A 25083-nucleotide genomic window follows, 5' to 3' on the forward strand; every position below is an offset into this window, starting at 1 on the left:
TTCACGGCCCCGTTTCGAGGTCGTTCTGCGCTTCCTCGAGTCGCTCGTCCTCGAGCGGAACGTAGCCGTTTTCGCGCACGTGTTCCTGTCCGTCCGTGAGCACCCACTCGACGAAGTCGTAGGCCTCGTCTTCGAACTCGCCGTTCGAGGCGAGGAACATCTCGCGCGCCGGCGGTGCCGGATACCGACCCTCGTCGACGGCGGTGAGGAACTCGTTGCGGGTCTCGTAGAAGTCCTCCTCCTCGGAGATCGTTCCGTCGCCGTCCCGATCGAGCGGCACCGGCCGAATGTTGCCCTCGAGTTCGCCACTATCCAGATCGTAGACGTAGTTGATGTTGTTCAGCGAGATGGCGTTCTCGTTGGAGCCGACAGCCTCGGCGACCTGCTGGTCACCGTTGTGGTTGCCGTCCGCGAGATCCTCAAGGTCCTTCTCGGTGTAAGCATCGTCTTCGCCGCCAAGGAAATCGCCCCACTTCTTGTAGGCGGCCGAGGCGTCCGACCGGCCGTAGACGATAATCTCCTCGTCGACGTCGGCGTCGACGACTTCGCCCCAGTTCGTGATCTCCTTCGTAAAGATGGCCTCCATCTCCTCGCGGCTCAGGCCGTTCTCCTGTAGTTCCTCGAGGACGGGGTTGTCGACGTTGACCGTCGCGACGACGGTGTCGATGAGCATCGGGACGGCGAACAGTCCCTGATCGATCTCTTCCTGTTCCGGTTCGCGACCCATCATCGCGATGTCGACCTGATCGTTGAGGACGTCGGAGACGCCGACGCCGGTTCCGCCACCGGAGATGTCGAACGCGATGTCGTTCTCCTGTTCGTACATATCGGCCCACACTTCGACCATCGGCAGCGGTCCGACGCCACCGGAGATACGAACGTCGGCACTGTCGCCGAGAAGAGACGCACAGCCGGCGAGAGAGATCGTAGAAGCGACTCCCGTGAACTGTAACGCAGAGCGACGTGAATAGACTCGTTCCATGCGTCTCCCGACGTAGTAACCGACCCTATGTATGCCCTCGTTCCTCAGCAATTCTTCGATCCGGAACTTGAAATGAGCAAAATTCGCGGATCGTGAGTGGGAAACGCAATCGTTGCTGTGACGATCGAGTACTGATCCCGTCGAAGCGGCGGAGAAGCAGTGAACCCGTTTTGGTCTCTGCGGCTATCAATTCACGCAAACCGAGCGGTATGCGCGTTCTCGAAATAGATCTCATCGAAACTCGAGTAACCGTCGATATCGAAAAGCTCGATCGCTTACGGTCGGTTTTGTGTTTATTGCCGCTATCTTCGACGCAACATGTCGCTCGGAGATTGCTGTGCAGGCGATCGGACTCAGAACGCCACCAACAGCACCGTAAGCGAGAGCGTACTGCTCGCGAATAACACGAGCAGGACGACGATCGCGGGTGTTACGCCGGTGTCGCGAAGATCGGCGAGTCGAATCTCGGTCCCGAGGCCGACGAACGCGAGCACGAACAGCCAGTTGTAGGCGTTCTCGATCGAGTTCAACTGGGCGGCGGAGAGGATGCCCGCGCTCGCGACGACGGCGAGCGCGAGAAAGCCGAGCACGAACTTCGGGAATTCGTCCCAGAGGGTCCGAACGGAGGGGCGGCGACCGCCAGCCGTGCGGGCGTAATAGCTAGCGTAGGCGAGGACGACGACGCCGATCAGGGCGTTCCGCGAGAGCTTCGTCATCGTCGCCCACTGCCCGGCGACCTCGGAGTGAGCGAAACCGACGGCGACGACGGGTCCCGTAGAGAACATGCTGGTGCCGGCCCACGCGCCGAACACCATCCCGGAGAGGTTCAGCAGGTCACCGACGATCGGATAGACGACGATGGTGATCGCGTCGAACAGGAGGACCGTCGTGGCTGCGTAGGCAATCTGTTCCTCGCGGGCGCGGACCGCGCCGGCGACCGCGACGACCGCGGAGACGCCACAGATGCTCGCACCGGCCGCGAGCAGCGATCCCATCCGCTCGGCCAGCCCGAACACGTTGCGCGCGAGGAATTCGACGACGAGCAGCGTCGTCGCGGTCACCCCGACCACGAGCAACAGGACGAGCCCGCCGACCTCGAGGACGGTCTCGAGCGATATCGACGCGCCCATGAGGACGATTCCCCCGCCCAGCAACAGCTTGTGCGTCGCGATTCCGGGCTCGAGCCGATCGGGAATTCCGACGACGTTCGCTGCGACGAACCCGAGCGCGATCGCGAGCAGGAGGTGATTGACCCCGAGGACGGCGGCGACCCCTCGAGCGAGTATCGCACCGAGACAGAGGGCGAGGAGACCCGACGCCAGTCGACGGACGATCATCGCGTCACCACGGAATCTGCAACTCGAGGAGGGAGACTGGGGCGACGATCGCCGCGCCCACGAGGACGCTCTGCCAGTCGCGCTCGAGGTCGCTCCAGCGATCCATCACGGAGCCGGCGGTCGGCTGCCAGCCGTCGATCCACATGTATTCCGTATTGGAGTGACGGTTGCAGTTAACTGTTGTCGATTTCGTCGTAGATACCGGATTATATTCCCGGTATCTGTGGCAAAGGATCCACCGATCGACGTATCGCCGACTCGATGGTGGGGTGATGATCGAGGTGTGAGCATTTCCGCGTTCGTGCCCTCGTCAGACCGAATGAGCGCCGACGAACACCTGCCTCGAGTGCGCGAGCGACTGCAGACGACGCGGACGAGCGGTTGCGGGTCGGCGAAACGACGTCGTCCCGCCGCTCGAGTCCGTCGTCACCGGTCGACGCTCCCTAACACGATATCGAGACTGCCGAGCGTCGCGATCAGATCCGCGACGTACTCTCCTTCGGACATTTCGGGCAGCGCCGAGAGGTTGTGGAAACACGGACTGCGGATCTTGAACCGGGCCGGCGAGTTCGAGCCGTCCGCGCGGATGTAGATCCCGAGTTCGCCCTTCGCGCTCTCGACGGCGCGGTAGGTCTCGATCCCCGGATCAGGTTTGAGTGTCCGCGGGACGTTGCTCTGGACCGTGCGTTCGTCTTCCGGCCAATCCTCGAGTAGGTCGAGACACTGCTCGATGATCTTCGCGGACTCCTCGACTTCGCGCAGCCGAACGAGGACGCGCGCGTGGTTGTCGCAACTGTCCTCGGTGACCACGTTCCACTCGAGGTTCTCGTAGTAGCCGTAGGGGTCGTCACGGCGGAGGTCGTAATCGATGCCGGAGCCGCGAGCCACGGGACCCGTACAGCCGTAGTCTTTGGCCACCTCGGGCTCGAGCACCCCCGTTCCCATCGTCCGTCGCTGGAAGATTTCGTTGCCGGTCAGCAGGCTGTGGTACTCGTCGACCTTCGCGGGGAGTTCGTCGAGGAAGTCCCGGCATTTCTCGATGAACTCCGCGCGGGGCTCGGGGAGGTCCCAGCAGACACCGCCCAGCCGGAAGAAGTAGAACATCATCCGCTGGCCGGTCAAGTCCTCCAAGATGTCCTGGACGACCTCGCGGTCGCGCATGCCGTACTGGAAGATGGCGGTGAAGTCGCCGTAGACGTCCAGCGCGAACGTCGAGACCGCGAGGAAGTGGCCGAGCATGCGTCCGAACTCGGTCGCCATCGTCCGCAGGACCTGCGCGTACTCGGGGACCTCGATGTCGGCGATGTCCTCGATGGCGCGGGCGACTGCCCACTCGTTGGGCAGGTTCGCGGTGTAGTCCCAGCGATTCGAGTAGGGAATGATCTGGTGGCGGTAGGTCCCCTGCTGGCACATCTGCTCCTCGCAGCGGTGTAGGTAGCCAATATCGGGTTCGACGTCGGCGACCGATTCGCCGTCCAGCACCGTCTCGAGGTGGAGCACGCCGTGGGTCGCCGGATGGTGGGGGCCGATGTTGAGAAACATCGTCTCCGATTCCTCGTCGCGCCGATCCTCGGCGAGGGGGTTGGCGTGTTCGGTGTAGCTGACGACCTGCGGTTTGTCCTGATCGTAGTCCAGCGCGAGCGGGTGGCCCTGCCACGACTCGGGGAGGAGAATGCGGGTGAGGTTGGGGTGGTCCGCATACTCGATCCCGACGAGGTCGAAGGCCTCCCGCTCGTGCCAGTCGGCGGTTCGGAAGACGGGTTCGGCGGACTCGCAGACGGGCGCCCCCGTCGGCAGCGGGACGATCAGCGTCACCTCGTGGGTCCGCCGATCGTACTTCGTCATGTGGACGATCGACTCGTAGCGATCCTCGTACTGCTGGGGCGTGATACACGAGAGGTGGTCGAACCCCGCCTCGTCGCGCAGTAGGCGAACCACCGCCTGCACGTCGTCCGGCCGGATCACGAACGCCGGCGCGTTCTCGTGGTCGTCCCGGCCGATCGCGTACTCGGAGAGCAGGGCCTCGAGTGCGGCCTCGTCGATGCCGTCCTCGCGCTGGTGGTCGTACTCCGGATCGATGCGTTCGCGCTCGGATTCGGGTTCTGGTTCCGATGTCTCACTCATTGCGATTCCCTCGCGACGCCGACCGGTGGCGCGTCTCGATAGCGTACAGGTGACGCGGAAATGAGGGTTTTTCCGCACTCCGGTGACTCTCTGCCGCCGTGAAATGAGTTCGGCAGTCGCGTTCGATGTCGGTCCCGACGTCCGGCCGAGCGGAATCGCTTATATGGTCCGTCGGTCGTAACGTGAGGTATGTCCCGAGGAATCGGCTGGTTCGACTCGTTTCGCGAACTCGCCCCGGAGTGGGCGGTCGTCGTGCTCGGGCTGGTCACCCAGCTCGGCGACGTGTGGTTTCTCGGCCTGCTCGTCGGCACCCTCTACTGGAGAGCGGCCGACGACCGGGACGGGATCGCCGCCGTCGCCGGCGTGCTCTTGGCGGGGCTCTCGCTCATCACCGGTCTGAAACACGTCTTCGCGCTCCCGCGACCGGAGCGCGTCCTCGTCGAGGTCGGGGCGCTTCCGGAGACGGTCCACCCGCTGTACGAAGCCACCGCGACCGCGACGGGCTACGGCTTTCCGAGCGGTCACGCCCTGCTGACGACCATCGTCTACCTGAGTCTGGCCGAATACCTGTCCGTCGGCACGCGGCGGCGGCGATATCTCGGGGCCGTCGGAATCGTGACGATCGTCTGTTTCTCCCGGGTCGGCCTCGGCGTCCACTACCTCGTCGACATCGTCGCCGGCATCGGGGTCGGATTGGTCTTCCTGCTCCTCACGTGGGGGCTCCTGAACCGGTATCCGCCCCACCGCGGGACGCTCGGATTCGGCCTCGCGGTCGGCCTCGCCGCCATCGCCGTCGTCGTGAGCGGCGCGGACCCCGACGCCGTCCTCCTGTTCGGCGCGTCCCTCGGCGCGTTCGCCGGCTGGCAACTCGCCGTCCTCGCTCGAGCGCTGGACTCGGGTCGCGGTCCGATTCGAGACAGCGGCCGGCTTACCGCGAGGGCCGTCGGTGCGGCGCTCGTGATCGCGGCTCTCATCGCCGCCACCGGCTACTACTGGCCCGTCACGCTCTTCGCCGGGAGCGGTGCGCTCGGACTGGCCGTCGCCGCGTTGGTGGTGTTGCCCGTCCTCTACCGCTCCGAGCGTGTCAGCAGTTTCCGGCGACGATCACCGTCCCGCTCGCAGTAGCTCGTCCCCGTTGTGCGTCGACTGTTTCGTGTCGGCGGCTCGAGTCGAAATTATCCACCGTCAGTCACAGAGACGGCACGCGGGCGAGACCGAGCGGTTACTGCTCGCTCTCGTCGTCAGAATCGTCGGCGTCGTCGGTGTCGGCGTCGCTGTCTGCCTCCTCCGACTCCGAATCGCCCTCGTCCGGTGGCTCGACCTTCATGTCGGAGGCGTCCTCGGCGGGACTCTCCTCCGGTTCGGTGTCGTCGGTCTGAGTCGGCTGGGCCTGTTCGGGCGACGGCCCGGTCGCCTCGCTGGCCTCGTCGGCCATCGCCGGATCGGAGATGTCGACCGCTACGCCCTCGGTGTCGGTATCGCGCCGCGGCTCCTCCTCGTCCGCGCCGAGATCTGGCCGCGAGCGGGAGTCGTCCTCGTCCGGCGTTTCGGTGAACTCGATCTGCGAGCCCGAGTCCGCCGTCTCGTCGATTTCGGGCTCGTCCGAAATCTCGCCATCCGGCTGGATCTCGGATTCCCGCCCGGAATCGACGCGCTCGGCGGCGGCGCTCGCCTGATCCGAGGTCTCCTTCCCTTCGGTTCCGCCCTCGACATCCGGGACCCCAGCGGACTCCTCGTCGCTCGAGCGGCGTTGCTGAAGGCCGAAGCCGACCAGCCCGCTGCCGGCGATACCGAGCGGAATCGCCCGCGCCCGGTTGCGGGCCATCGAGCGGATCGCGGCGACCAGCAGGAGGCCGCCGCCAAGGATCGGGAGCGTCCCGCTCGAGACCGCGTCGGACGCCGCCGAAGCGGCTCGTCCGGCGGGAGCGTCCAGTTCATCGAGGGCCTCGAGGTCGTCTATCTCGTCGAATGCGCCCATCGAACCGTCCGTCGTCGCGTCGTGATCGTGGTGTTCAGTCATCGGAGTCTCCGAGCGACAGTGCCGGTGGCCGGCCATCGGACTCGCGACCGTCGGGCCACCGGCGTCCGCTCACGGGGCCTACACCGTCCGGTCGGATGAAGATTCGACCGGCAGATGAATACCCGGCCCGCGTCGCACTCGCCCGTGGATGACTGCAGCGCGATATCAGATATTACCGCACTCAGGCGTGTTCGACCGAAAATCGGCCGGTGTCTCCGATTACGGCCCTGCATACTCCGGGCAGGCGACCTTCCCTGCCTGCGGATAACGTAGGGTATCCATGGCGGACTCTAACGGACGTGACGACGAATCACATACCACTGTGCGGAACGTCGTTCTCGTGGTTCTCGATACGGCCCGGGCGAAGAGCGTCGGAATGCAGCCGTTTCCGGACGATCGAACCGCACCGCCGGCCGACCGCGCCGGGACCCGACTCGCTCCGGGCGACCGACCGACCGCGGACGGCGATTCCGTCGGCGCACACCCGACGCCGATGCTGACCCGCCTCGCCGAGACGGGGACCGCGTTCGAGAACGCCTTCGCGACCGCCCCGTGGACGCTTCCCTCTCACGCCTCGTTTTTCACCGGGACCTATCCCTCCGAACACGGCACGCACGGGGATCACACCTATCTCGACGACGGACTGCGGACCCTGCCGGAGGCGTTCGACGACGCGGGATACGAGACGATCGGCGTCTCGAACAACACGTGGATCACCGAGGAGTTCGGCTTCGACCGCGGGTTCGACGAACTCCGCAAGGGCTGGCAGTACGTCCAGTCCGACGCCGACATGGGCGCGGTCGTCCGCGGCGAGGACCTCCGGGAGAAGCTCGAGGCGACCCGAAACCGGCTCTTCGACGGGAACCCGCTCGTCAACGCCGCCAACATCCTCTACAGCGAACTCCTCCAACCCGACGGCGACGACGGCTCCGCGCGAGCGACGGACTGGATCGGCGACTGGCTCGGGAGCCGAGACGAGAGTCGCCCCTTCTTCCTGTTCTGTAACTTCATCGAGCCACACGTCCAGTACGACCCGCCCAAGGAGTTCGCCGAACGGTTCCTTCCCGACGGTGCCAGCTACGAGGAAGCGACCGCGATCAGGCAGGATCCCCGCGCCTACGACTGCGGCGACTACGCCATCTCCGATCACGAGTTCGCCCTGCTCCGCGGGCTCTACCGGGCCGAACTCGCCTACGTCGACCAGCAGGTCGGCCGGCTCCGGAGCGCCCTTGAGGACGCCGGCGAGTGGGAGGACACCCTGTTCGTAGTCTGTGGCGACCACGGCGAGCACATCGGCGAGCACGGCTTTTTCGGCCACCAGTACAACCTCTACGACACGCTGCTCAACGTCCCGCTGGTCTGTCACGGCGGCCCCTTCACCGACGGCGGGCGACGCCACGACCTCGTCCAGTTGCTCGATCTCCCCGCCACGCTGCTCGAGACGGCCGGAATCGACGACCCCGAGCTACGCGAGCAGTGGTCGAGCCGGTCGCTCCATCCCGACTCGAACGCGGACTCGCGCGAGGCCGTCTTCGCCGAGTACGTCGCGCCCCAGCCCTCGATCGAGCGCCTCGAGGCCCGCTTCGGCGAGATTCCGGATCGGGTGCGGGAGTTCGACCGCCGGCTCCGGGCGGTCCGCACGGCCGAGTACAAGTACGTCCGCGGCGACGATGGCTTCGAGCGCTGTCACCGCGTCCGGACCGATCCGCTCGAGCACACCGATATCAGCGACGACGAACCCGAGCGGGTGCGGGCGCTTCGGCGGCGACTCGAGGAGCGGTTCGAGCCGCTCGGCGAGGCCGGTGCGTCGGGCGAGGTCGAGATGCGCGAGGGGACCAAAGAGCGGTTAGCGGACCTGGGCTATCTGTGAGGAATTCGGTCGATGACCGCTCGGATAGTGCCCGACCGGTCACACCTCGTGGGGTGGCGCGCGCTGGCGGCTCCCCGAACGCTGGTGAGGGGAGACGACGACGCTGCGCGAGGGATGAGCGAAGGAACGAAGTGACTGAGCGAATCGGCTGGGGTGGACGTGGTACTCCCTCGCAGCCACGATAGCAGCACGCTCTTTTGCGCCGATTTTCTCAATAGATCGGTCGAGAGTAATATTACAACGCGCGTTCTGCTATCGTGGCAACACGGAGTGGCCTCACCCTCCCCACCCGATTCGCTCACTGCGTTCGCTCATCCCTCGCGCAGCGTCATCGGCCGCCCTCACTAGCGTTCGGACGACCGATAGCGCGCGCGCCACCGCATGTCGGTTCGACGGCCGTAGCGCGCATGCGGTATCAAACACGCAACTGTACACGCCGGGACGTTTCCGTCCATCGTCGGAACTGCGACCATGTCCTCTCCCTCCCAGCCTCGAGTGGCGTCGTTTCCCTATCCGATGCAGTTCGTCTACGAAGGGCCGGCCGACCGCCTCCGCGCCGCCGTCGATGTCGCCCCCGCAGCCATCGACGATGTGACGGTCGAAGTCGGCTCGCGTCGCGTCCGGATCGCGGTCGACTGCGACGGCGACATCGCCGAGCGAACCGTCACGCCGCTCCCGCCGGGGCTCGCCTTCGGCGACGACCGGCGGGCGAGCTACAACAACGGCGTCCTCAGTCTCTCGATCGAGACGCGGTCATAGACGAACGCACCGCCTCAGCACGCACGCGGCGGCGACGTGCGGAGCGGCGTCGCTGCGAGCGAACCACCGGTATTCGCTTGCTCCACGTTGATCCGTCGCGGCGTCGAACCACGGCTACCGCGATGAGCGACGACTACTACACGAAAGACGACTTCGCGGACGACCTCGCGGTCGACGAGTCGCGCTTCGACCGAGCGCCGGACGAGGAGACGATCGAGCGCGTCGTCTCGAACGTCGAGGAGCGAAACGTCGCGGTCCACGTCTTCGACGACGGCGAGAGCGCTCGCGAGCACCTCCGCGACCAGCTCCCCGACGGTGCCGAGGTGATGGACGGCCACTCCACGACGCTCGAGGAGATCGGCTTCACCGACGACCTCGAGGCCGAAGACGGGTTCGACTACCTCGGGGCCCGGTTACAGGAGATCGACGACGACGAGGAGCGGTTTCGGGCGCGCCGCGAGGCGACGACCGCGGACGTCTTCGTCGACAGCGTCAATGCCATCGCCGAGAGCGGCGAACTGGTCGGGGCCAACGCGCTCGGCAACGCCGTCGGTGCGTGGGCCTTCGCCGCCGAATCGCTCGTCCTGGTCGGCAGCACGAACAAGATCGTCGACGACTGGGAGACGGCCGTCGAGCGCGTCAGGGAGTTCGCCTACCCGCTCGAGGATGCCCGCGCCGAGGAGGTCTACGGGCAGGGCAGCGTCGTCGGCAAGCTCGTCTCCCTCGAGCACGAGCGGGTCGACGACCGCACCCAACTCGTGTTGATCGACGAGCCCCACGGGTTCTAACCCGTGCCTGCAGCACGCTTTTGCTCGCCAGTCGGATAGGGAGACCACGCCCGGGTTCGACCAATGGCTACCCACGATTCGCGATCCGGCGACGGCTTCGCCCCCTTCTTCCGCCGCTACGCGAAGTCGTGGGTTCACGCGGTCGCGGCGGCCGGCATGACCGCGTTCGGGACGCTGACGATCGTCCACCGCGGCTTTGCGGTGCTCGCGCTCGCGTCCTACGTCGTGCCGCCGATCGCGCTGTACCTGTGGCAACTGTCGAGCGACGGCACCGGCGGCGAGAGAACGGGCGAACGCACCGGGAGCAACGGAACGAGCGATAGAGCGGACGCCGCGGCGACCGATACTCGAGCAATGGACGCGGAGACCGCACCGCGCAACCAAGCCGCGATCGGGAACGGCCTCGAGACCGGTAGTGAAACCGAAATCGCCGATCGCACGGTGACCGAGGGCAGCGCCGGGACCGCCGACGGCACGGCGACCGCCGCGACGCCCGACAGCGCCGAGACCGAAGCGGGCAGCGGCGGTGGCTCGGCCGCCCCCTCCGAAGATGACGAGACCGCGGCCGAGCACGCGAGCGAACCAGCGCCGTCTCGCGACTGGCGTCTCGTCGACGTGCCGACAGAGACGACGCTCCGCGATGTCAGCGTGACCGAGACCGGCGCGGTCTACGCGGTTGGCGGCGGCGGACTGGTTCTCGCCGCGGGTTCTTCCGACGGCAGCGACGGCGACTGGTCGATCATCCTCGAGGACGGCCCGGCCGCCGCGGGCGAGGACCTCGCGGGGGTCGACGCGACCGCCGCGGGCGAGGCGGTCTGGGTCGCGGGCGACAGCGGCTCGGTGGGTCGGCTCGAGGCCGAAACCGGAATCCACACGGATTACACGGCTCCCGCGGACATCACCGACAACTGGCTCGGCGTCGCGGTCGCCGGCGCGAGCGGCGACGAGACGGTCCTGCTGATCAACGGCTCCGGGGCGGTCCTCCGCGGGCGCTATCGCGACGGGGACTGCTCGTGGGCCGAGCCGGTCACACCGGGCAGCGGCTCGAGTCTGAGCGGGATCGCCCTCGCCGACGCGTCGATCGGCTACTGCTGCGATACGAACGATAGCGTCTTCGAGACGACCGACGGCGGGGAGTCCTTCGAGCGCGTCGGGCTCGGCGACGCGAGCGGCACGCTCGAGAACCTCGCGACGCTGGGGCGAGACGACTGTCTGGTGAGCGCGGACGACGGGATCGTCCACCGCTACGGCGGGTCGACGTGGACGCCCGAGCGGGTCGGCGAGGAGGCGATCTGTGGCATCGCCCGCCGCGAGGCGGAGACGATCGCCTGCGACGCGGACGGGGTGATCTACGAGCGAGCGGCGACCGGATGGGAACAGGTCGACGCGAGCGCGCCGGAACCGCTCATGGCCGTCTCGGTCGAGACGGGCGGGGACCGGGCGGTTGCGGTCGGCGAGGACGGCACCGTCGTCGAACGGCGGTGAGTCGGCTGGCGGCGACAGCGAGGCGACCAGCAGCGACAGTGGATCGACGCCTGTGCCAGCCCGGCGGGATTTCCGCGTCTCGAGTTCCGATCGACCGGTATTTCGGAGCGCTCGAGCCGCCGGTCCCGGCGCATATTCGATCCGAACGGGTCGGCTGACCGTCGGTTCTCGTGACTGCTTCGCGGACCTGTCGGATCGGCGTATTCAAGGCCAATCGGCTTTCCCTTTCGGGGCGGATATTCACTCGTCACGACCGCACAGCGGGGCCTCTCCGATCCCCCGCAAACGGGCGTGAACGACCTCGATCATGAGTACACCTACACGAACGGCGACGCGATACACCGTCCGCACGTTCGAACCCGACGATCGAGAGGCGTTCCTGTCGCTGTACGAAACGGTCTTCGGTCACGACAGGGGCGCGGACTGGTTCCGCTGGAAGTTCCGCGAGAACCCGTACGTCGATCACGTCCCGATCCTCGTGGCGAGCGCCGACGGCGAGCCCGTCGGCTTCCGGTCGTTTTTCGCCCAGGAGATGCGCGTCGGCGATACCGTCCGTATCGCGTTCCAGCCCTGTGATACGATGGTCCACGCGGACCACCGCGGACGCGGGCTGTTCGGGCGCATGAACGAGCGGGCCATCGAGCGCTACGCCGACGGCCGGCCGTCGTTCTTCTTCAACTTCCCGAACGAGAACTCGAAGCCCGGCAACCTCGCACACGGCTGGCGAGAGATCGGGACGGTTCCGGCCTATTACCGGCCCCAAAACCCCGTCTCCGCCCTCGGGGAGACCCGCGACGCCGAGCCGCGGGGCGGGAGTACCGAACTCCAATCGGCCGACGAGGGGGCCGCGAACGCCGTCGCCGACACGCTCGAGGGGGCGATCGCGACCTCACACCGAGCCGGCGACAAGTTGCTCGTCGACTCCGACGGCGATTTCGACGTCGAACGCTACGAGACGCCGCCGGCCGACACGCTCGCGGCGATTTATCGGCGCTCGATTCCCGATTCGATCCATACCAATCGGTCCGTGGCGTTCTACCGCTGGCGGTTCGCCAACCCCGAGCACTCGTACGCGGCCTACGTCGCTCGACGGGACGGCGAGCCGGTCGCCGCGCTCGTCGTCTCGAGCGTGGGCGACCACGCACGGATCGTCGACACGCTCCCGCGGACGCTCGAGCAGGAATCGGACGCGCTCAACCGCCTGCTCGTGGCGGCGCTCGATCAGTATTCGGACCGGAGCTACGTCGAGGCGTTCGGGGAGACGGTGCCGGCCCCGCTGCGGTTCCGGTTCTATCCGGACACGCGATTGCCCCTTTCGGCGCTGATCCGGCCGACCTCCCGGACGCTGCTCGCGCGCGATCTCGAGGACGGACTCGACCTCGAGTCGAGTTCGGCCGCGGCGTGGACGTTCTCGCGGCTCGATCTGGACACGACGTGACGAGCGGGCCGCCGACTCGAGGGGACCGCGCGATCGAGGGAGCGGCCGGATTCGGCCACTGTTATTGCCGTCGAACACGCAGTACCACGCGTGAGTAATCGACGCCCGAGCGACCGACGCGGCGGCTGTCGGCTGTGCGGGACGCCGCTCTCGGAGACCGCCGCGGGTGAGACGGGAGCAGACGAGTTCTGTTCGCCCGGCTGCCGCGACGTGGCCGCCGAATTCGGGACGAGCGATAGCGGGGGCGATGGCGACGGTGAGGGCGACGAGCAGAGCGACGGCGCTAGCGCCGCCCCGACCGAGAGCGCGGGTGCCGATCGGTCCGAGGGCGACCCGACCGATCGGCCCGACGGCCCCGCCGAGGACGGGACCGTCCGCACGTTCTTCCGGGTCGACGGCATGCACTCGGCGACCTGCGAGGCGTTCCTCGAGGCCGTGGCCGAGGGCCGAGACGGCGTGACTGCGGCCGAGGCGAGTTACGTCACGGAGACGGTTCGCGTCGATCACGATCCGGACGAAATCACGACGGACGCGCTCGAGGATGCGCTGAGCACGCTCGGGTACACGGCGTACCTGCGGGACGAGGCGACCGCCGACGAGGAAACGGGCGGCACGCAGCGCTCGCGCGAGATGTCCGGGCTGCGAAAGCGCCGATCGGACGACATGCTCGAGATGCGGTACGTCGTCGGCGTCGTCTTCGGCTCCTTCCTCCTGTTGCCCTTCGTGGCCGTCCTCTACCCGATGTTTCTGACCTCGTTTACCGACTGGGGGGCGATCGAACACTTCGAGGGGGCGTTCACCGGCTTTACCGGCCCGCTGTACCTGCCCTTCTTCCTCGTGATGACGGGTGCGATCGTCTACCTGACCGGCGGCCCAGTCCTGCGGGGCGCGTACGTCAGCCTGAAGCTGCGGCGGCCGACCACGGACCTGCTCGCGGTCCTCACGATACTTGGCGCGTACGCGTTCAGCATCCTCGTCTCCGGGCTCGGGCGCAACGACCTCTACTTCGATCTGACGATCGCCGTCGCCGCCATCGTGATGGGCGCGACCTACTACGAGGCGACGGTCAAGCGCCGCGCGACGGACCGGCTGACCGACCTCACCGTCTCGCAGGTCGACACGGCCCGGCTGTACGCCGACGACGGCTCGACGACGGAGCTCCCCGTCGCCGACCTCGAGTCCGACGACCGCGTGCTCGTCCGCGAGGGCGAACGCATCCCCGTCGACGGCCGGCTGGCCGAGGGCAAGTGTGCGGTCGACGAGGCCGTGGTGACGGGGGAGTCGCTGCCGGTCACGAAACGCGCGGGGGACGACGTGGTCGGCGGCTCGGTCGTCACGACCGACGCGGCGGTGGTCGACATCGGCGAGCGGACGACCAGCAGCATCGAACGGCTCACGCGAGTCGTCTGGAACGTCCAGAGCGCGGACCACGGCGTCACGCGCCGGGCCGACGAACTCGCCGCGGTCCTCGTGCCCGTCGTCCTCGCCGCCGCGGTCGTCGTCGGCGCGGGCGCGCTGCTCACCGGTGCGAACGGGGTTGCCACCGCGTTGGCCGTCTGCATGACGCTCATGGTCGCGAGCCCGTGGGCGCTCGGGTTCGCGACGCCGTACTCCGTCGCCGCGAGCTTACAGCAGGCGCTGGAACGCGGCATCGTCGTCTTCGACGAGACGGTCTTCGAGCGGCTGCGAGCGGTCGACACCGTCGTCTTCGACAAGACCGGCACGCTCACGACCGGCGAGATGACCGTCCGCGAGGCCGACGCGCCCGACGACCTGCTCGCGGCCGCCGCGGCCCTCGAGCGCCGCGCGGCCCACCCCGCCGCGGCGGCCATCGCGGGCGCGTTCGGCGGCGACGAGGGCTCGGTCGACGGCGATCACGATGGCGAGCCGACTCGAGCGGACGGCGGGTCGACCGCTACCGATGGTCTCGAGGTCCGAGACTTCCGGACCCACGCGACCGGGGTCGAGGGAACCGTCGACGGCAGCTCCGTGCTCGTCGGCCATCCGGATCTGTTCCGGGAGCGAGCGTGGGACCTCGAGAACGACCTCGCGGAGCGGGTCGACCGCGCACGCGAGGCCGGTCACCTCCCGGTCGTCGTCGGCCGGGACGGGACCGCCGAGGGCGTCGTGATTGTCGGCGACGAGCCTCGCGAGGCGTGGGACGAGACGCTCACGGCGCTCGACGAGGACGGGGTCGACGTCGTCGTTCTGACCGGAGACGACGGGACGGCGGCCGAGGTCTTCGATCGCCATCCGGGCGTCGATCACGTCTTCGCCGGGGTCTCGCCCGACGGCAAGACGGCGGCGATCGAGCGGATGCGAGCCGACGACCGCGTGGCGATGGTCGGCGACGGGACGAACGACGCGCCCGCGCTCGCCGCGGCCGATCTGGGTATCTCGCTGGGCAGTGGCACGGCACTCGCCGCCGACGCGGCCGACGTCGCGATCGTCGACGACGATCTGGCCGCGGTCGAGGAGGCGTTCGCGCTGGCGGGGGCCGCACGCGACCGACTCAGGCAAAACCTCGGGCTCGCCTTCGTCTACAACGCGATCGCGATTCCCGCCGCCGTCCTCGGCGTCGTGAACCCGCTGATCACGACCGTCGCCGTTGTCGCCGGCACCCTGCTCATCGTCGGGAACGCCGAGCGACCGCTCGTCGGCGACTGACTTCTCCTTTTTCTCGAGGCCTTCCGCCGGCGAGTTCCGGTTCTCGAGGTCGTCGAGCACACGTGGTGACGGACGACGCGCCGGCGGAACGCGCTTGTTGTTCTCCGCCGACTCCGGGGAGTCGTACCGCTACGCCAAACTACACGGGCCGGCGTCACCCATCCACGATCGGATGACCGAACGGATGGGACGCCGTCGCGCGTACGGAGCCGTCGTCGTCGGGACGCTGACCTACACCTTCCTGATGTTCAGTTGGTTCTCGCTGCCGGCGTACCTCCCGGTGATCATCGACGAACTCGGGCTCTCGAGCACGCAGGCCGGCGTGGTCGCGGGGGCGGTTCCGCTGACCTACATCCCGATCGCGCTGTTTACCGGCGTGGCCGTCGACCGGATCGGGCCGGGACGGAGCCTCGCGGCGGGCGTCCTGATATACGGCGTCGCACAACTCGTGCGAAGTTTCGCGACCGGGTTCCCGTCGCTGCTCGCGGCGACCCTGCTGCTCGGCGTCGGCGCGACGGCGATCACGTTCGGGCTGCCGAAGCTCGTCTCGGTGCTGTTCCCGCCCGCGGAAACCGGCTTTCCGTCCGCGATCTATCTCGTCGGCTCGGCGGCGGGGACCGCGAGTGCATTCGCGCTCGGCCGGCCGATCTTGGGGCCGCTGCTGGGCGGCTGGCGCGGGCTCTTCTTCTGGACCGGTGTCGTCGCGATCGGCTACGGTCTGCTGTGGGCCGTCGTCTCGCGGCGACTGGGGATCGACGCCCGCAACCGCGCGGCCAACGACGCCGACGCGGCCGACTCCTCGCTCACGCTCGCGGCGATCCGCCGGGACCTGAAAGCCGTCCTCACCCACCGCGAACTGCAACTCGTGGTCGTCGTCGGGACCATGTACCTCATGATCGCCCACGGGATGCAGGGGTGGCTCCCGACGCTGCTCGAGGCCCGAGGCTACGCGCCGGATCGGGCGGGACGGATGACCAGTCTGCTCGTCGCCGCCAACGTCGTCGGTGTGCTGACCGTCCCCGCAGTGGGCGACCGGTTCGGCGCTCGCCGCACCGCGTTGCTGGTCTGCGGGCTGATCGCCGGCCTCGGGATTTCCGGCGTGATCGCGAGCGAACTCGGCCTGCTCCTGCTCGGGAGCGTCGTCGTCACCGGCTTCGGTTTCGGCGGGCTTTCGCCGCTGATCAGGGCCATCCCGCCGGAACTCGAGGGGATCGGCGCGCGGCTGACCGGTACCGCGGTCGGCTTCATCTTCGCCGTCGGCGAGATCGGCGGTTTCCTCGGCCCGGTGCTGGTCGGGACGCTGTACGATCTCACCGGGTCGTACGCGCCGGGACTGGGGTTGCTCGCCTCGGGAGGACTCGTCGTGGCGGTCGCCGGCGGCGTGTTGCGGTATCGGGACGGTGATTTCTGACACTGAGAGCGCACCCGCACGCGTCACTCCTTTGCCCGTCCGCGGAGTTACGGCCGGGTATGTGGCAGGGCGACGGCTACTGGCTCGTCCGCGTCGTCTTCCAGCGCGGCCTCGCGTTGTTGTACCTGCTCGCCTTCCTCGTCGCAGCCAAGCAGTTCCGGCCGCTGGCCGGCGAGGACGGCCTGTTACCCCTCGAGCGGTACGTCGACGGCGTCTCGTTTCGCGACCGGCCGAGCCTCTTCTATTTCGTCTCGAGCGATCGCGCGATCGGGATCGCGGCGTGGACCGGCGTCGGACTGTCGGCGCTCGCGCTGGTGGGGGTCCCCTACTGGCTGCCGACGGGGTACGCGACGCCCGCCTCGATGGCCCTCTGGGCGGCGCTGTGGGCGCTGTATCTCTCCTTCGTGAACGCAGGCCAGACGTTCTACGGCTACGGCTGGGAGTCGATGCTCTGTGAAACCGGCTTCCTCGCGATCTTCTTGGGCGCGGGATCGGTCGCGCCGCCGTTCATCGTCATCCTGCTCGTTCAGTGGGTACTCTTTCGCAACATGTTCGGAGCCGGGCTCATCAAGCTCCGCGGGGACGACTGTTGGCGGGACCTGACCTGCATGGACTACCACTACGAGACCCAACCGATTCCGAATCCGGTGAGCTGGTTCGCCCATCACCTGCCGGACCGCTTCCATCGCGTGGAGACCTTCGGGAACCACGTCCTCGAGTTGCTGATCCCTTTCCTGTACTTCGCCCCGCAGCCGCTGTCGGCGCTGGCCGGCGCGGCCACGATTGGCTTTCAGGGCTGGCTCATGGTCACCGGGAACTTCGCGTGGCTGAACGCGCTCACGATCGTGCTGGCGATTCCGACGTTCAGCGACGGGACGCTCGCAACCGTACTCCCGATTTCCGCGCCGGCGACCGCCCCAACGCCGCTGTATCTCGAGGTGCTCGCGATCCTGTTGGCCGCCGTCGTGGTCGTCTTGAGCGTCCGGCCGGTCCAAAACATCCTCTCCGAGCGCCAGTTGATGAACACCTCGTTCGATCCGCTCAACCTCGTCAACACCTACGGCGCGTTCGGGTCGGTCACGCGGGACCGGTACGAGGTCGTCGTCGAGGGAACCACCGACAAGGAGATCACGGCGGCGACGGAGTGGCAGCCGTATCGATTCAAGGGGAAGCCGACCGATCCCGAGCGCCGGCCGCCGCAGGTCGCGCCCTACCACCTCCGGCTCGACTGGCAGCTGTGGTTCGCCGCCATGTCGCCGACTCCGCGCCGCCATCCGTGGTTCCACCGGTTTCTGGCGAAGCTCCTCGAGGCCGACGCGGACACGCTCGCCCTGCTCGCCGAGGACCCCTTCGACGGGGAACCGCCGACCCACGTCCGCGCGGCTCGGTACCACTATCGGTACACGACGCCAGAGGAGCGGGCCGAAAGCGGCCGCTGGTGGTCCCGCGAGCGCGTCGGGACGTACGTCCACCCGGTCTCGCTCGAGGAGTTGCACGTTCGCGAGCCGCGGCTGCGATGACTCGGCATCGGAACGGGACGGTTAGGTGTCGTCGGAATCCTGGCGCGCCGGTGGTGTCCTCGAGAGGTATGTCCCCCACCGGTCGCGGTTGTCCGCGACCCACCGGTAGGAGCGCTCGCGGAAGTGCTCGTAGTCCTCGAACTGCCCGAGGAACTCGACGACGTCTTGTGCAGGCTCGGCGACGTCGGTACGGACGAACGCCTCCTCGATCGAGGCCCCACAGGAGTAGACGCCGTCTTCGGCGACCAGATGCGAGCAGTCCTCGTAGTCCTCGGGCAGTCGCTCGCGCAGGTCGTCCGTGAGGTCGCTGAAGCCGACGATGCGTAGGTCCGTCCGCTCGTCGAAGTACTCCGCCCACCACGTACAGAAACCGCAGTCGTCGTCGTAGACGAGTGTCGCCTCGGTCATATCCGAAGCAAGGGGCTCGAGACACAAACGCTTGGCTCGGCTCGAGGTCCGTGGCGCGCCGCGCGGAACGCCGCGGGATGTCGAGCGAGTTCCGACGGGCGACTCGAGCGCCGGGATACTTGGGCCGGGGCAGCGAAGCGGTTCCCATGGAGCGGTTCGTGCAGTCGATCGTCGCCGGCGGGGTCGTCCTCATCGGCGCGTGCTGGCTCGTGGCGCTCGTCGAGTTCGGCTCGGCGCCGTGGTTAGTTGGCGTCGCACTCGCGCTGCTCGGGTCGGGAGCCGTCGTCGCCGGCATTCTGACCGAACTCGAGTCGGGGGCGTTCACCGTCGGCGAGGAGTGAGCCGGTTTGCCGGCCTCTCGCCAGAACATTATTGAGACCGGTGGCCAATGCTGAGCCATGAGTAGCGCGGCCCGGCCGCTCTCGGAACCGCGGGTGCTGGCCCACGCGAAGCGGCGGCTCTTTCCCGACGAGGACGAGCCGACCGCCTACGCGGTAGCCGACACCCAGTTCGCGCAGGCGGAGTGGCTCCCCGGTCAGCCGGTCGAGGCGGCCGTTCGGGACCGGCTGGCCCCGTTCAATCACGTTCGGATCGGCGGCGGCTACCCCGACCTCGTCGGCGTTCGAACCCTCGAGTCCGACCTCCTCGCCGTCGAGCGACTCGGGGACGACCCGCCGCTGATCGCCGTCGAGGCGAAAGGCGAGACCAGCGGCGGCGTCGATACCCAACGCGGGATCGTCCAGGCCTACGACCGGCTTCACGAGGCGAACGCGGCGTATCTGGCCGCACCGGCCGCGTCGATCTCCGAGACCGACCGCACGCTCGCCCGGGAGTTGAACGTCGGGGTGCTCGGCGTCGATTCCGCGGGGACCGTGGATCCGCTCGAGGTGCCCCGCGTCGTCGGCAATCGAACGACGACCGAGGCGACGGCGATCCGATTTCAGGCCAGCGCACAGGGCGTCGCGGACAAGTCGTTCGGTCTGAACCACCCCAAGAACTACCTCGGCTATCCGCTGGCTCACTACGCGGCCGGCGATACCGAGGCGCTGTTGTCGGCGTACAAGGTGGTGAGCGCTGTCGAGAGCGCTCGGCAGGGCGCTGCGTTCCTCGGATTGATCGAGGACGGTGTCGGGGTCGAGGGCGTCGACCTGACCTCGCTGGGCGAGGAGGTCGTCCGGTTCGCGACGGCGCGCTACGGGAGCGTCGAGGCGGCCCTCGAGGAGTTCGAGAACTGGTACCGGTCGAGCAAGCGATTCGTCGATCTCGCGCCGGCGTGGGGGCAGTTAGCCCGTCGGGTCGTCTTCGACTACCGGGCGACGGAGTTGCTCGTCCGGGAACTCCAGTGTATGCACGAGGACGGGATCACGGAGCCGTCGCTGGTCGACCTCGTCGAGTACCTGCACGAACTCCACCCGACCTTTACCGTCGAACTGTTCGTCCGCGGCACCGACGGCGTCCGCAGTCGCGTCCTGACCGAAGACGGCGACCTCCGCCCGGCGGCGCTCGAGGACGGTTCGGTCTACCACTCGCCGACCGTGTTCCAGTTGAAGGCGATGCTGTTTCACACCGGGATTCTCACCGACCGCGGGGCAGAGCCGAGTCGGCTCGAGCCCCTCGAGGACGTTTGGGCGCTTCGAGAGCCCGTTTGATTCGGTTCGGAACGCTCGAGATGTCATCGTGCGAAAGCACGTGTCGCGACCCACCGCTAGGTGGGACTGAAAGGGGCTTTCAGAGAGTTGTTGGGAGGTATAGTGGTGGTTAGACGGAGTCGACAACATCATGAAAGTCCCACCCAGCGATGTTTGATACACCAGCTATCGCGTTTTCGAGTGGGACTGAGAGCAAGCAGGTGGGGATCAGTGTGGCTGTCACTCGTTGGTTGCTTCGAGATCGTCGGCGTCGAGTTCGCCCTCGAGATACGAACGGCCGCGATCAGAGAGTTGGTAGATCCCGCCGGTTTTATCGTAGTATTCGACGAGTCCGTGCTCACGAAGTGTCATCACGTGTTCCCGAACCGTTTGACGACTCCAATCGATATTCTCTGCGATGATTCGAGGGGACAAAACGAGTTCGCGCAACCCCCCGTCATTGTGGAGCAACTCGAGGATATCTCTATCGACCGGCGTCATCCAGTCGGCTAACCTCGGGCGCATCTGCCACCACGACGTTCTCTCCCCGTTTGACTATTTTCATTGGACAGTTGCTAGAAACAATATGGTTTGATAAACAAACAGTACTGTCGTTAGCTTTAATTCGTTCGAAAACAATACTGTTTGTCACGGGAACGATATACGGGTCTATTCGATCGATCCGTGGCAAAATGCAGTCCAGTGTATGGGCACCGGACTGCGCCAGCTCCCGTACAGTGCTACGGAAGCCATGTCCGACCACAATTCGCGGGACCTGGAAGGCCGCGACCGATCAGTGGCATCGATTTCGAACGCTCGAGTCCGTGCCGATGGCGGTACACAAAACGAGTCCGTCCGCGATTGCCTCACCGCGATCGACTCCACTCGAGGACCGCCGCTTCGGTCGGACTTTCGGTAACGATATAGTTGCAGAGCCGCTCGAGGACGGCCGTGTAGTTCCCCGCGCCGCCGAAAAATCGAACCGCGATAGTGCGTGTATCCCCTCCCATCGTGACAGTCAGTACTGCTGTCGTTGTGAGGACACGAGTATAAAACGAGCGGCGGGAGCGGCTCGGCGGCGAGGCCCGCGGAAATCGTCGCGTCGCTCGGAGACACACCGGCCTTACAAGTGAACCGGACCGGGACACACCACGGTTGCATGTGAAGGCTGCCCGACCCTCGAGTCCCGGTTCCCAACGGGACCACAGACACCACTCTTTCATGTGAACAGTCAACACTGCCGCTGCGATCGATCCCTGACAGCGGGTTGGCCGAGATCTCTCGGGGAGAACAAGGTGTGATGGCGGTGTACGGCTAGAATTCGCCGCACTATGACCCCACTGATACAAGTGAACAGTGACGGTCGTCACGACGCCGTCACCGAGGACGGTATCGTGTTATCCGCCGTTCACTTGTAACGGTGGTGTGGGGCGGACTCAGACGACGCCATTCATCCGCGCGATCTCCCGGATCGTCTCGATTTCCTCGTCGAGGTAGAGCACGTCGGCCATCGCGTCCACGGCGCTCGAGAAGGGCACGTCGAGTTCGTAGCTGTAGTAGTTGCCGCGGGAGCCGCTCCGGTTTTCCTTCGCCGAGAGGATGCCGAGCATCCGGAGATCGGAGAGGTGGTTGTGGACCGACCGCTGGGCGAGGGAGTCGGTCCCCGACGACTCACAGAGCGCTTCGTACTCCTGATAGAGTTCGCGGGTCCGGCAGGGCGTCGACTCCTTGGCGGCCTTCGAGACGACCGCCAGCAGGGCGAGTCGGCCGTGGGTCGTCAGCTCCCGCATCCCCTCCTCGACTCGCTCTTGCTCGAGTTTGGATCGTGCTTGCTCGACGTGGTGTTCCTGAATCACGTCGTCGTCGTTGTTCTCCGCGACTTCACCTGCTAGCCGGAGCAAATCGAGCGCCTGTCGGGCGCTGCCGCTGTCGCGGGCGGCGAGGGCCGCACAGAGGTTCAAAACCCCGCCGTCACAGCCGTTCTCGGTGATCGCGACCTCGGCTCGAGACTCGAGGATGTTGGTCAGTTCCGAGGCCTCGTAGGGCGGAAACTGCAGTTCGCGCTCGCAGAGCGTATCCTGGACGCGGGGATCGAGTTGCTCACGGAATTTGAAATCGTTGCTGATGCCGATGAGACCGACCTTCGTCGACTCGAGGTAGCCGTTCGACCGTGCTCGCGGCAGTTCGTACAGCAACTCGTCGCGGTCGCCGATCGAATCGATTTCGTCGAGGACGATGACGACGGTTCCGCCCAGTGCCTCGAGTTCGCTGTAGAGTTTCTTGAAGACGGTCTGTTGGGGGTAGCCGGTCGTGCTGATCTCGGCGCCGGCGGGGCGGAGCGTGTTGACCAGTTCGACCGCGACCTGATACGACGAGTTGAGCGTCTTGCAGTTGACGCCCAGCACCGAGAGGTCGACGTCGTCGTACTCGGTGACGTCTTCCTGGAGCACGTCGAGGAGATAGTCGGTGACGGCGGTCTTGCCGACGCCAGTGTTTCCGTAGAGAAAGACGTTGTTCGGCTCCCAGCCGTCGATGATGGGCTGGAGCGCGTCCATGTAGGCCTCGATTTCTTCGTCCCGTTCTTCGATCCGTTCGGGTTGGTACGACTCCCCCAGTGCGTCCTTGTTCCGGAAGATGTTCTGCTTCCGCTCGAACCGAGGCATGCCCGTATCAAGAGAGATGTACTATTTAAAGCCACTCTTTCATCTGATGCAAGTGAACTCAGACACACCACTCTTTCACGTGAAGACTAGTCTAGTACGAGTCGTCTAGAGAACAGTCCACTATTTCATCTAAAGCGGTGACATTTCGCTCCATCGAGAGCGAACTCGCGACAGCGCGAGTCCTCAACCGTCTCTTTTCAACGCTCTGGGTCGAAATAAAAGTCGCGACGGAACGGGCGTTCGCGGAGTCCCGTCTGTCCCACGCCCCGTCACGCTGCTTCACTTGCAACAGTGGTGTGTGTCTGTCGATAGCGATCCGAGACGCGGTCGATCGCATCCGAACCGAGCGACGTGTCCGCAACGTCCTCTCGAGAAAATAGTCGCGGAGGAGAGTCCCGAGAAAAACGGTCGCCGAGGCAGTCTCGAGAAAGTCCGTCGCCGAGGAAGCCGAACCGCCTCCTCGTTCTCCCTACTGAAACACGATGCCGGCGGTAAATCTCACGTCGCCTGTAACCCCTTACGTCGACGACTCGGTGTCCATGAGATCGCTGCGCGATACGTCGGCGGAAATCTCCGCTCCCTCGAGGCTCACGTCGACGCCGTCGTCGGTGTCCGCGACTGCGACGGTATAGCCCTGATAGGAAAACTCGAGCGAGGTGAATCCGGTCGAATCCGGAAGCGAATCGAGGAGATCGGGATCGATCGCATCGTACAGCGGGTTCAACTCGATGGGATCGGCGTCCTCAACCTGCGCGACGAGATCGATAACGGCCATGCTGAGTTGGTCAGTTGCTGTGACGGAAACGGATGTCGACTCGAGCGAATTCATAACTGCTGGTGTGGGACCGGGAGTAAAGAAGGTGTCCCAATATTTCACGCCACTGTTCCCGGAGAAAAGAACGATTCAATACGCCGGAATAGGCGGTCGAGTGAACCTGACTGCCACCGAGTATTCCGAAGTCAGATATACGTGTTCCGATATCGCGCTTCCGATATCGGATACGGTCGAGTCGCTACTCGCGGCGCGGGACCTCGTGGCGACCGAACCCGTACCGGAGCCGGTTCGCGAGCCGCCGCGAGAACCGGCCGTCGTCGGCCCGTGAGCCGAACCGTTCGGAGAGCGCGGTGTAGATCAGCGGCAGCGGCACCTCCTGCTCGAGCGCCTCCTGGACGGTCCACGTCCCCGTCGATCCACCTTCGATGCGGTCGGCGACGGTGCCCAAGTCGTTGCCCTCCTCGCGGAACGCCTCCTCGCAGAGTTCGAGCAGCCACGACCGGATCACGGCGCCGTTGTTCCAGACCGAGGCCACGCTCTCGAGGTCGAGGTCGTACCGGCCCTCGTGGAGGAGTTCGAACCCCTCGCCGTAGGTCTGCATCAGGGCGTACTCGACGCCGTTGTGGATCATCTTGACGTAGTGGCCCGAACCGGCGGCCCCCATCCGCTCGTGGCCGTCGGGACCGGTCGCGACGGCGTCGAAGACCGGCTCGAGTTCGTCGTAGGCCCACTGGGGGCCGCCGACCATCAGGGAAAAGCCCAGCTCGGCACCGGCGGGGCCGCCGGAGGTGCCACAATCGAGGTACGCCGCGGGACAGGACTCGGCGCGGCGCACGGAGTCCTCGAAGTAGGAGTTCCCGCCGTCGACGACGATATCGTCGCCGTCGAGGTGGTCCGCGAGTTCCTCGAGCGTGACATCGACCGCCTCGCCGGCGGGGACCATCAGCCAGATGCGCTTGTCCGATCCCAGCCGGTCGACGAGGTCGTCGATCGAGGCGGCGGGGTCAGCGCCGGCGTCGGCCGCCGTCGCGACGGCTTCCTCGTCCAAGTCGAAGGCGACGACGTCGTGGCCCGCCGCGAGGGTCCGCTCGACGACGATCTGTCCCATCCGTCCGAGTCCGATCAGGCCCAGTTGCATGGATAGGCGTCGGCCGGCCGCTGTGGTAGTGGTTGCGGTTCCGCGGCGAACGCGACCGCTATGGGAGATC

At 66.5% G+C, this 25083-nt stretch carries 22 protein-coding genes; 11 read left to right on the forward strand and 11 right to left on the reverse strand.

Translation table 11 applies throughout. The features are described from left to right. Position 1: 1 nt before the first annotated feature. The 4 genes from FEJ81_RS02795 to FEJ81_RS02805 all read right to left on the reverse strand — a co-directional run bounded on the left by FEJ81_RS02795 (position 2) and on the right by FEJ81_RS02805 (position 4443). Complete coding sequence (locus tag FEJ81_RS02795) at positions 2–982, reverse strand: PstS family phosphate ABC transporter substrate-binding protein (RefSeq protein WP_138243840.1); 981 nt, start codon at positions 980–982, stop codon at positions 2–4. 353 nt (positions 983–1335) lie between these two features. Next, on the reverse strand, positions 1336–2319 hold the full coding sequence (locus FEJ81_RS02800) for a YeiH family protein (RefSeq protein ID WP_138243841.1): 984 nt from the start codon (positions 2317–2319) through the stop codon (positions 1336–1338). A 4-nt stretch (positions 2320–2323) separates the two neighbouring features. Further along, positions 2324–2464, reverse strand: coding sequence for a hypothetical protein (locus tag FEJ81_RS23000; protein ID WP_175416343.1), 141 nt, complete (start codon positions 2462–2464; stop codon positions 2324–2326). A gap of 281 nt (positions 2465–2745) precedes the next feature. Beyond that, on the reverse strand, positions 2746–4443 hold the full coding sequence (locus FEJ81_RS02805) for an NADH-quinone oxidoreductase subunit D (protein ID WP_138243842.1): 1698 nt from the start codon (positions 4441–4443) through the stop codon (positions 2746–2748). Positions 4444–4632: 189 nt separating this feature from the next. Here FEJ81_RS02805 and FEJ81_RS02810 point away from each other — a divergent pair, with 189 nt between their 5' ends. After that, positions 4633–5568: a phosphatase PAP2 family protein gene (locus tag FEJ81_RS02810; RefSeq protein ID WP_138243843.1), complete on the forward strand. Its 936-nt coding sequence runs from the start codon at positions 4633–4635 to the stop codon at positions 5566–5568. 97 nt (positions 5569–5665) lie between these two features. On the opposite strand, the gene FEJ81_RS02815 is transcribed toward FEJ81_RS02810, so the two are convergent. Next, positions 5666–6463 (reverse strand): hypothetical protein, encoded by a 798-nt coding sequence (locus tag FEJ81_RS02815; RefSeq protein ID WP_138243844.1) that lies wholly within the window; start codon positions 6461–6463, stop codon positions 5666–5668. A gap of 280 nt (positions 6464–6743) precedes the next feature. Between FEJ81_RS02815 and FEJ81_RS02820 the strand changes: the two genes are divergently transcribed. The 8 genes from FEJ81_RS02820 (at position 6744) to FEJ81_RS02855 (ending at position 18401) form a co-directional block, all read left to right on the forward strand. Beyond that, entirely contained in the window at positions 6744–8333 is a 1590-nt protein-coding gene (locus FEJ81_RS02820) for a sulfatase (RefSeq protein ID WP_138243845.1), read from the forward strand. 471 nt (positions 8334–8804) lie between these two features. After that, positions 8805–9092: an Hsp20/alpha crystallin family protein gene (locus tag FEJ81_RS02825; protein WP_138243846.1), complete on the forward strand. Its 288-nt coding sequence runs from the start codon at positions 8805–8807 to the stop codon at positions 9090–9092. 122 nt (positions 9093–9214) lie between these two features. Continuing rightward, complete coding sequence (locus tag FEJ81_RS02830) at positions 9215–9880, forward strand: lactate utilization protein (protein WP_138243847.1); 666 nt, start codon at positions 9215–9217, stop codon at positions 9878–9880. A gap of 63 nt (positions 9881–9943) precedes the next feature. Beyond that, entirely contained in the window at positions 9944–11365 is a 1422-nt protein-coding gene (locus tag FEJ81_RS02835; protein WP_138243848.1) for a WD40/YVTN/BNR-like repeat-containing protein, read from the forward strand. Between the two features lie 307 nt (positions 11366–11672). Continuing rightward, positions 11673–12803: a GNAT family N-acetyltransferase gene (locus tag FEJ81_RS02840; protein ID WP_138243849.1), complete on the forward strand. Its 1131-nt coding sequence runs from the start codon at positions 11673–11675 to the stop codon at positions 12801–12803. Between the two features lie 90 nt (positions 12804–12893). After that, on the forward strand, positions 12894–15470 hold the full coding sequence (locus tag FEJ81_RS02845) for a heavy metal translocating P-type ATPase (protein WP_138243850.1): 2577 nt from the start codon (positions 12894–12896) through the stop codon (positions 15468–15470). Positions 15471–15642: 172 nt separating this feature from the next. Then, entirely contained in the window at positions 15643–16881 is a 1239-nt protein-coding gene (locus tag FEJ81_RS02850) for an MFS transporter (protein WP_138246701.1), read from the forward strand. A gap of 59 nt (positions 16882–16940) precedes the next feature. Continuing rightward, entirely contained in the window at positions 16941–18401 is a 1461-nt protein-coding gene (locus FEJ81_RS02855) for a lipase maturation factor family protein (RefSeq protein ID WP_138243851.1), read from the forward strand. A gap of 21 nt (positions 18402–18422) precedes the next feature. Here FEJ81_RS02855 and FEJ81_RS02860 read toward each other — a convergent pair whose 3' ends face one another. Then, a complete protein-coding gene (locus tag FEJ81_RS02860) occupies positions 18423–18809 on the reverse strand; it encodes a DCC1-like thiol-disulfide oxidoreductase family protein (RefSeq protein ID WP_138243852.1) in 387 nt (128 codons plus the stop codon). 146 nt (positions 18810–18955) lie between these two features. Between FEJ81_RS02860 and FEJ81_RS02865 the strand changes: the two genes are divergently transcribed. Both FEJ81_RS02865 and FEJ81_RS02870 read left to right on the forward strand, forming a co-directional pair. Continuing rightward, the gene (locus FEJ81_RS02865) at positions 18956–19150 is read left to right on the forward strand and encodes a hypothetical protein (protein WP_138246702.1); all 195 of its coding nucleotides are present in this window, start codon (positions 18956–18958) and stop codon (positions 19148–19150) included. A gap of 57 nt (positions 19151–19207) precedes the next feature. After that, positions 19208–20458 carry a hypothetical protein gene (locus FEJ81_RS02870; RefSeq protein ID WP_138243853.1) on the forward strand — a complete coding sequence of 417 codons (1251 nt, stop codon included), beginning with the start codon at positions 19208–19210 and terminating at the stop codon, positions 20456–20458. A gap of 219 nt (positions 20459–20677) precedes the next feature. Here the strand turns inward: FEJ81_RS02870 and FEJ81_RS02875 are convergent, their stop codons facing one another. From FEJ81_RS02875 to gnd, 5 genes are all read right to left on the reverse strand, one after another. Further along, entirely contained in the window at positions 20678–20938 is a 261-nt protein-coding gene (locus FEJ81_RS02875; protein ID WP_138246703.1) for a winged helix-turn-helix domain-containing protein, read from the reverse strand. Positions 20939–21303: 365 nt separating this feature from the next. Beyond that, on the reverse strand, positions 21304–21447 hold the full coding sequence (locus tag FEJ81_RS23005; RefSeq protein WP_175416322.1) for a hypothetical protein: 144 nt from the start codon (positions 21445–21447) through the stop codon (positions 21304–21306). Between the two features lie 426 nt (positions 21448–21873). Next, complete coding sequence (locus tag FEJ81_RS02885) at positions 21874–23100, reverse strand: orc1/cdc6 family replication initiation protein (RefSeq protein WP_138243855.1); 1227 nt, start codon at positions 23098–23100, stop codon at positions 21874–21876. A gap of 517 nt (positions 23101–23617) precedes the next feature. Next, entirely contained in the window at positions 23618–23929 is a 312-nt protein-coding gene (locus FEJ81_RS02890) for a HalOD1 output domain-containing protein (RefSeq protein WP_138243856.1), read from the reverse strand. A gap of 184 nt (positions 23930–24113) precedes the next feature. After that, positions 24114–25013: a phosphogluconate dehydrogenase (NAD(+)-dependent, decarboxylating) gene (gnd, locus tag FEJ81_RS02895; RefSeq protein WP_138243857.1), complete on the reverse strand. Its 900-nt coding sequence runs from the start codon at positions 25011–25013 to the stop codon at positions 24114–24116. Between the last annotated feature and the right edge of the window lie 70 nt (positions 25014–25083).

The organism is Natrinema versiforme, from assembly GCF_005576615.1.
Classification (GTDB): domain Archaea; phylum Halobacteriota; class Halobacteria; order Halobacteriales; family Natrialbaceae; genus Natrinema; species Natrinema versiforme_A.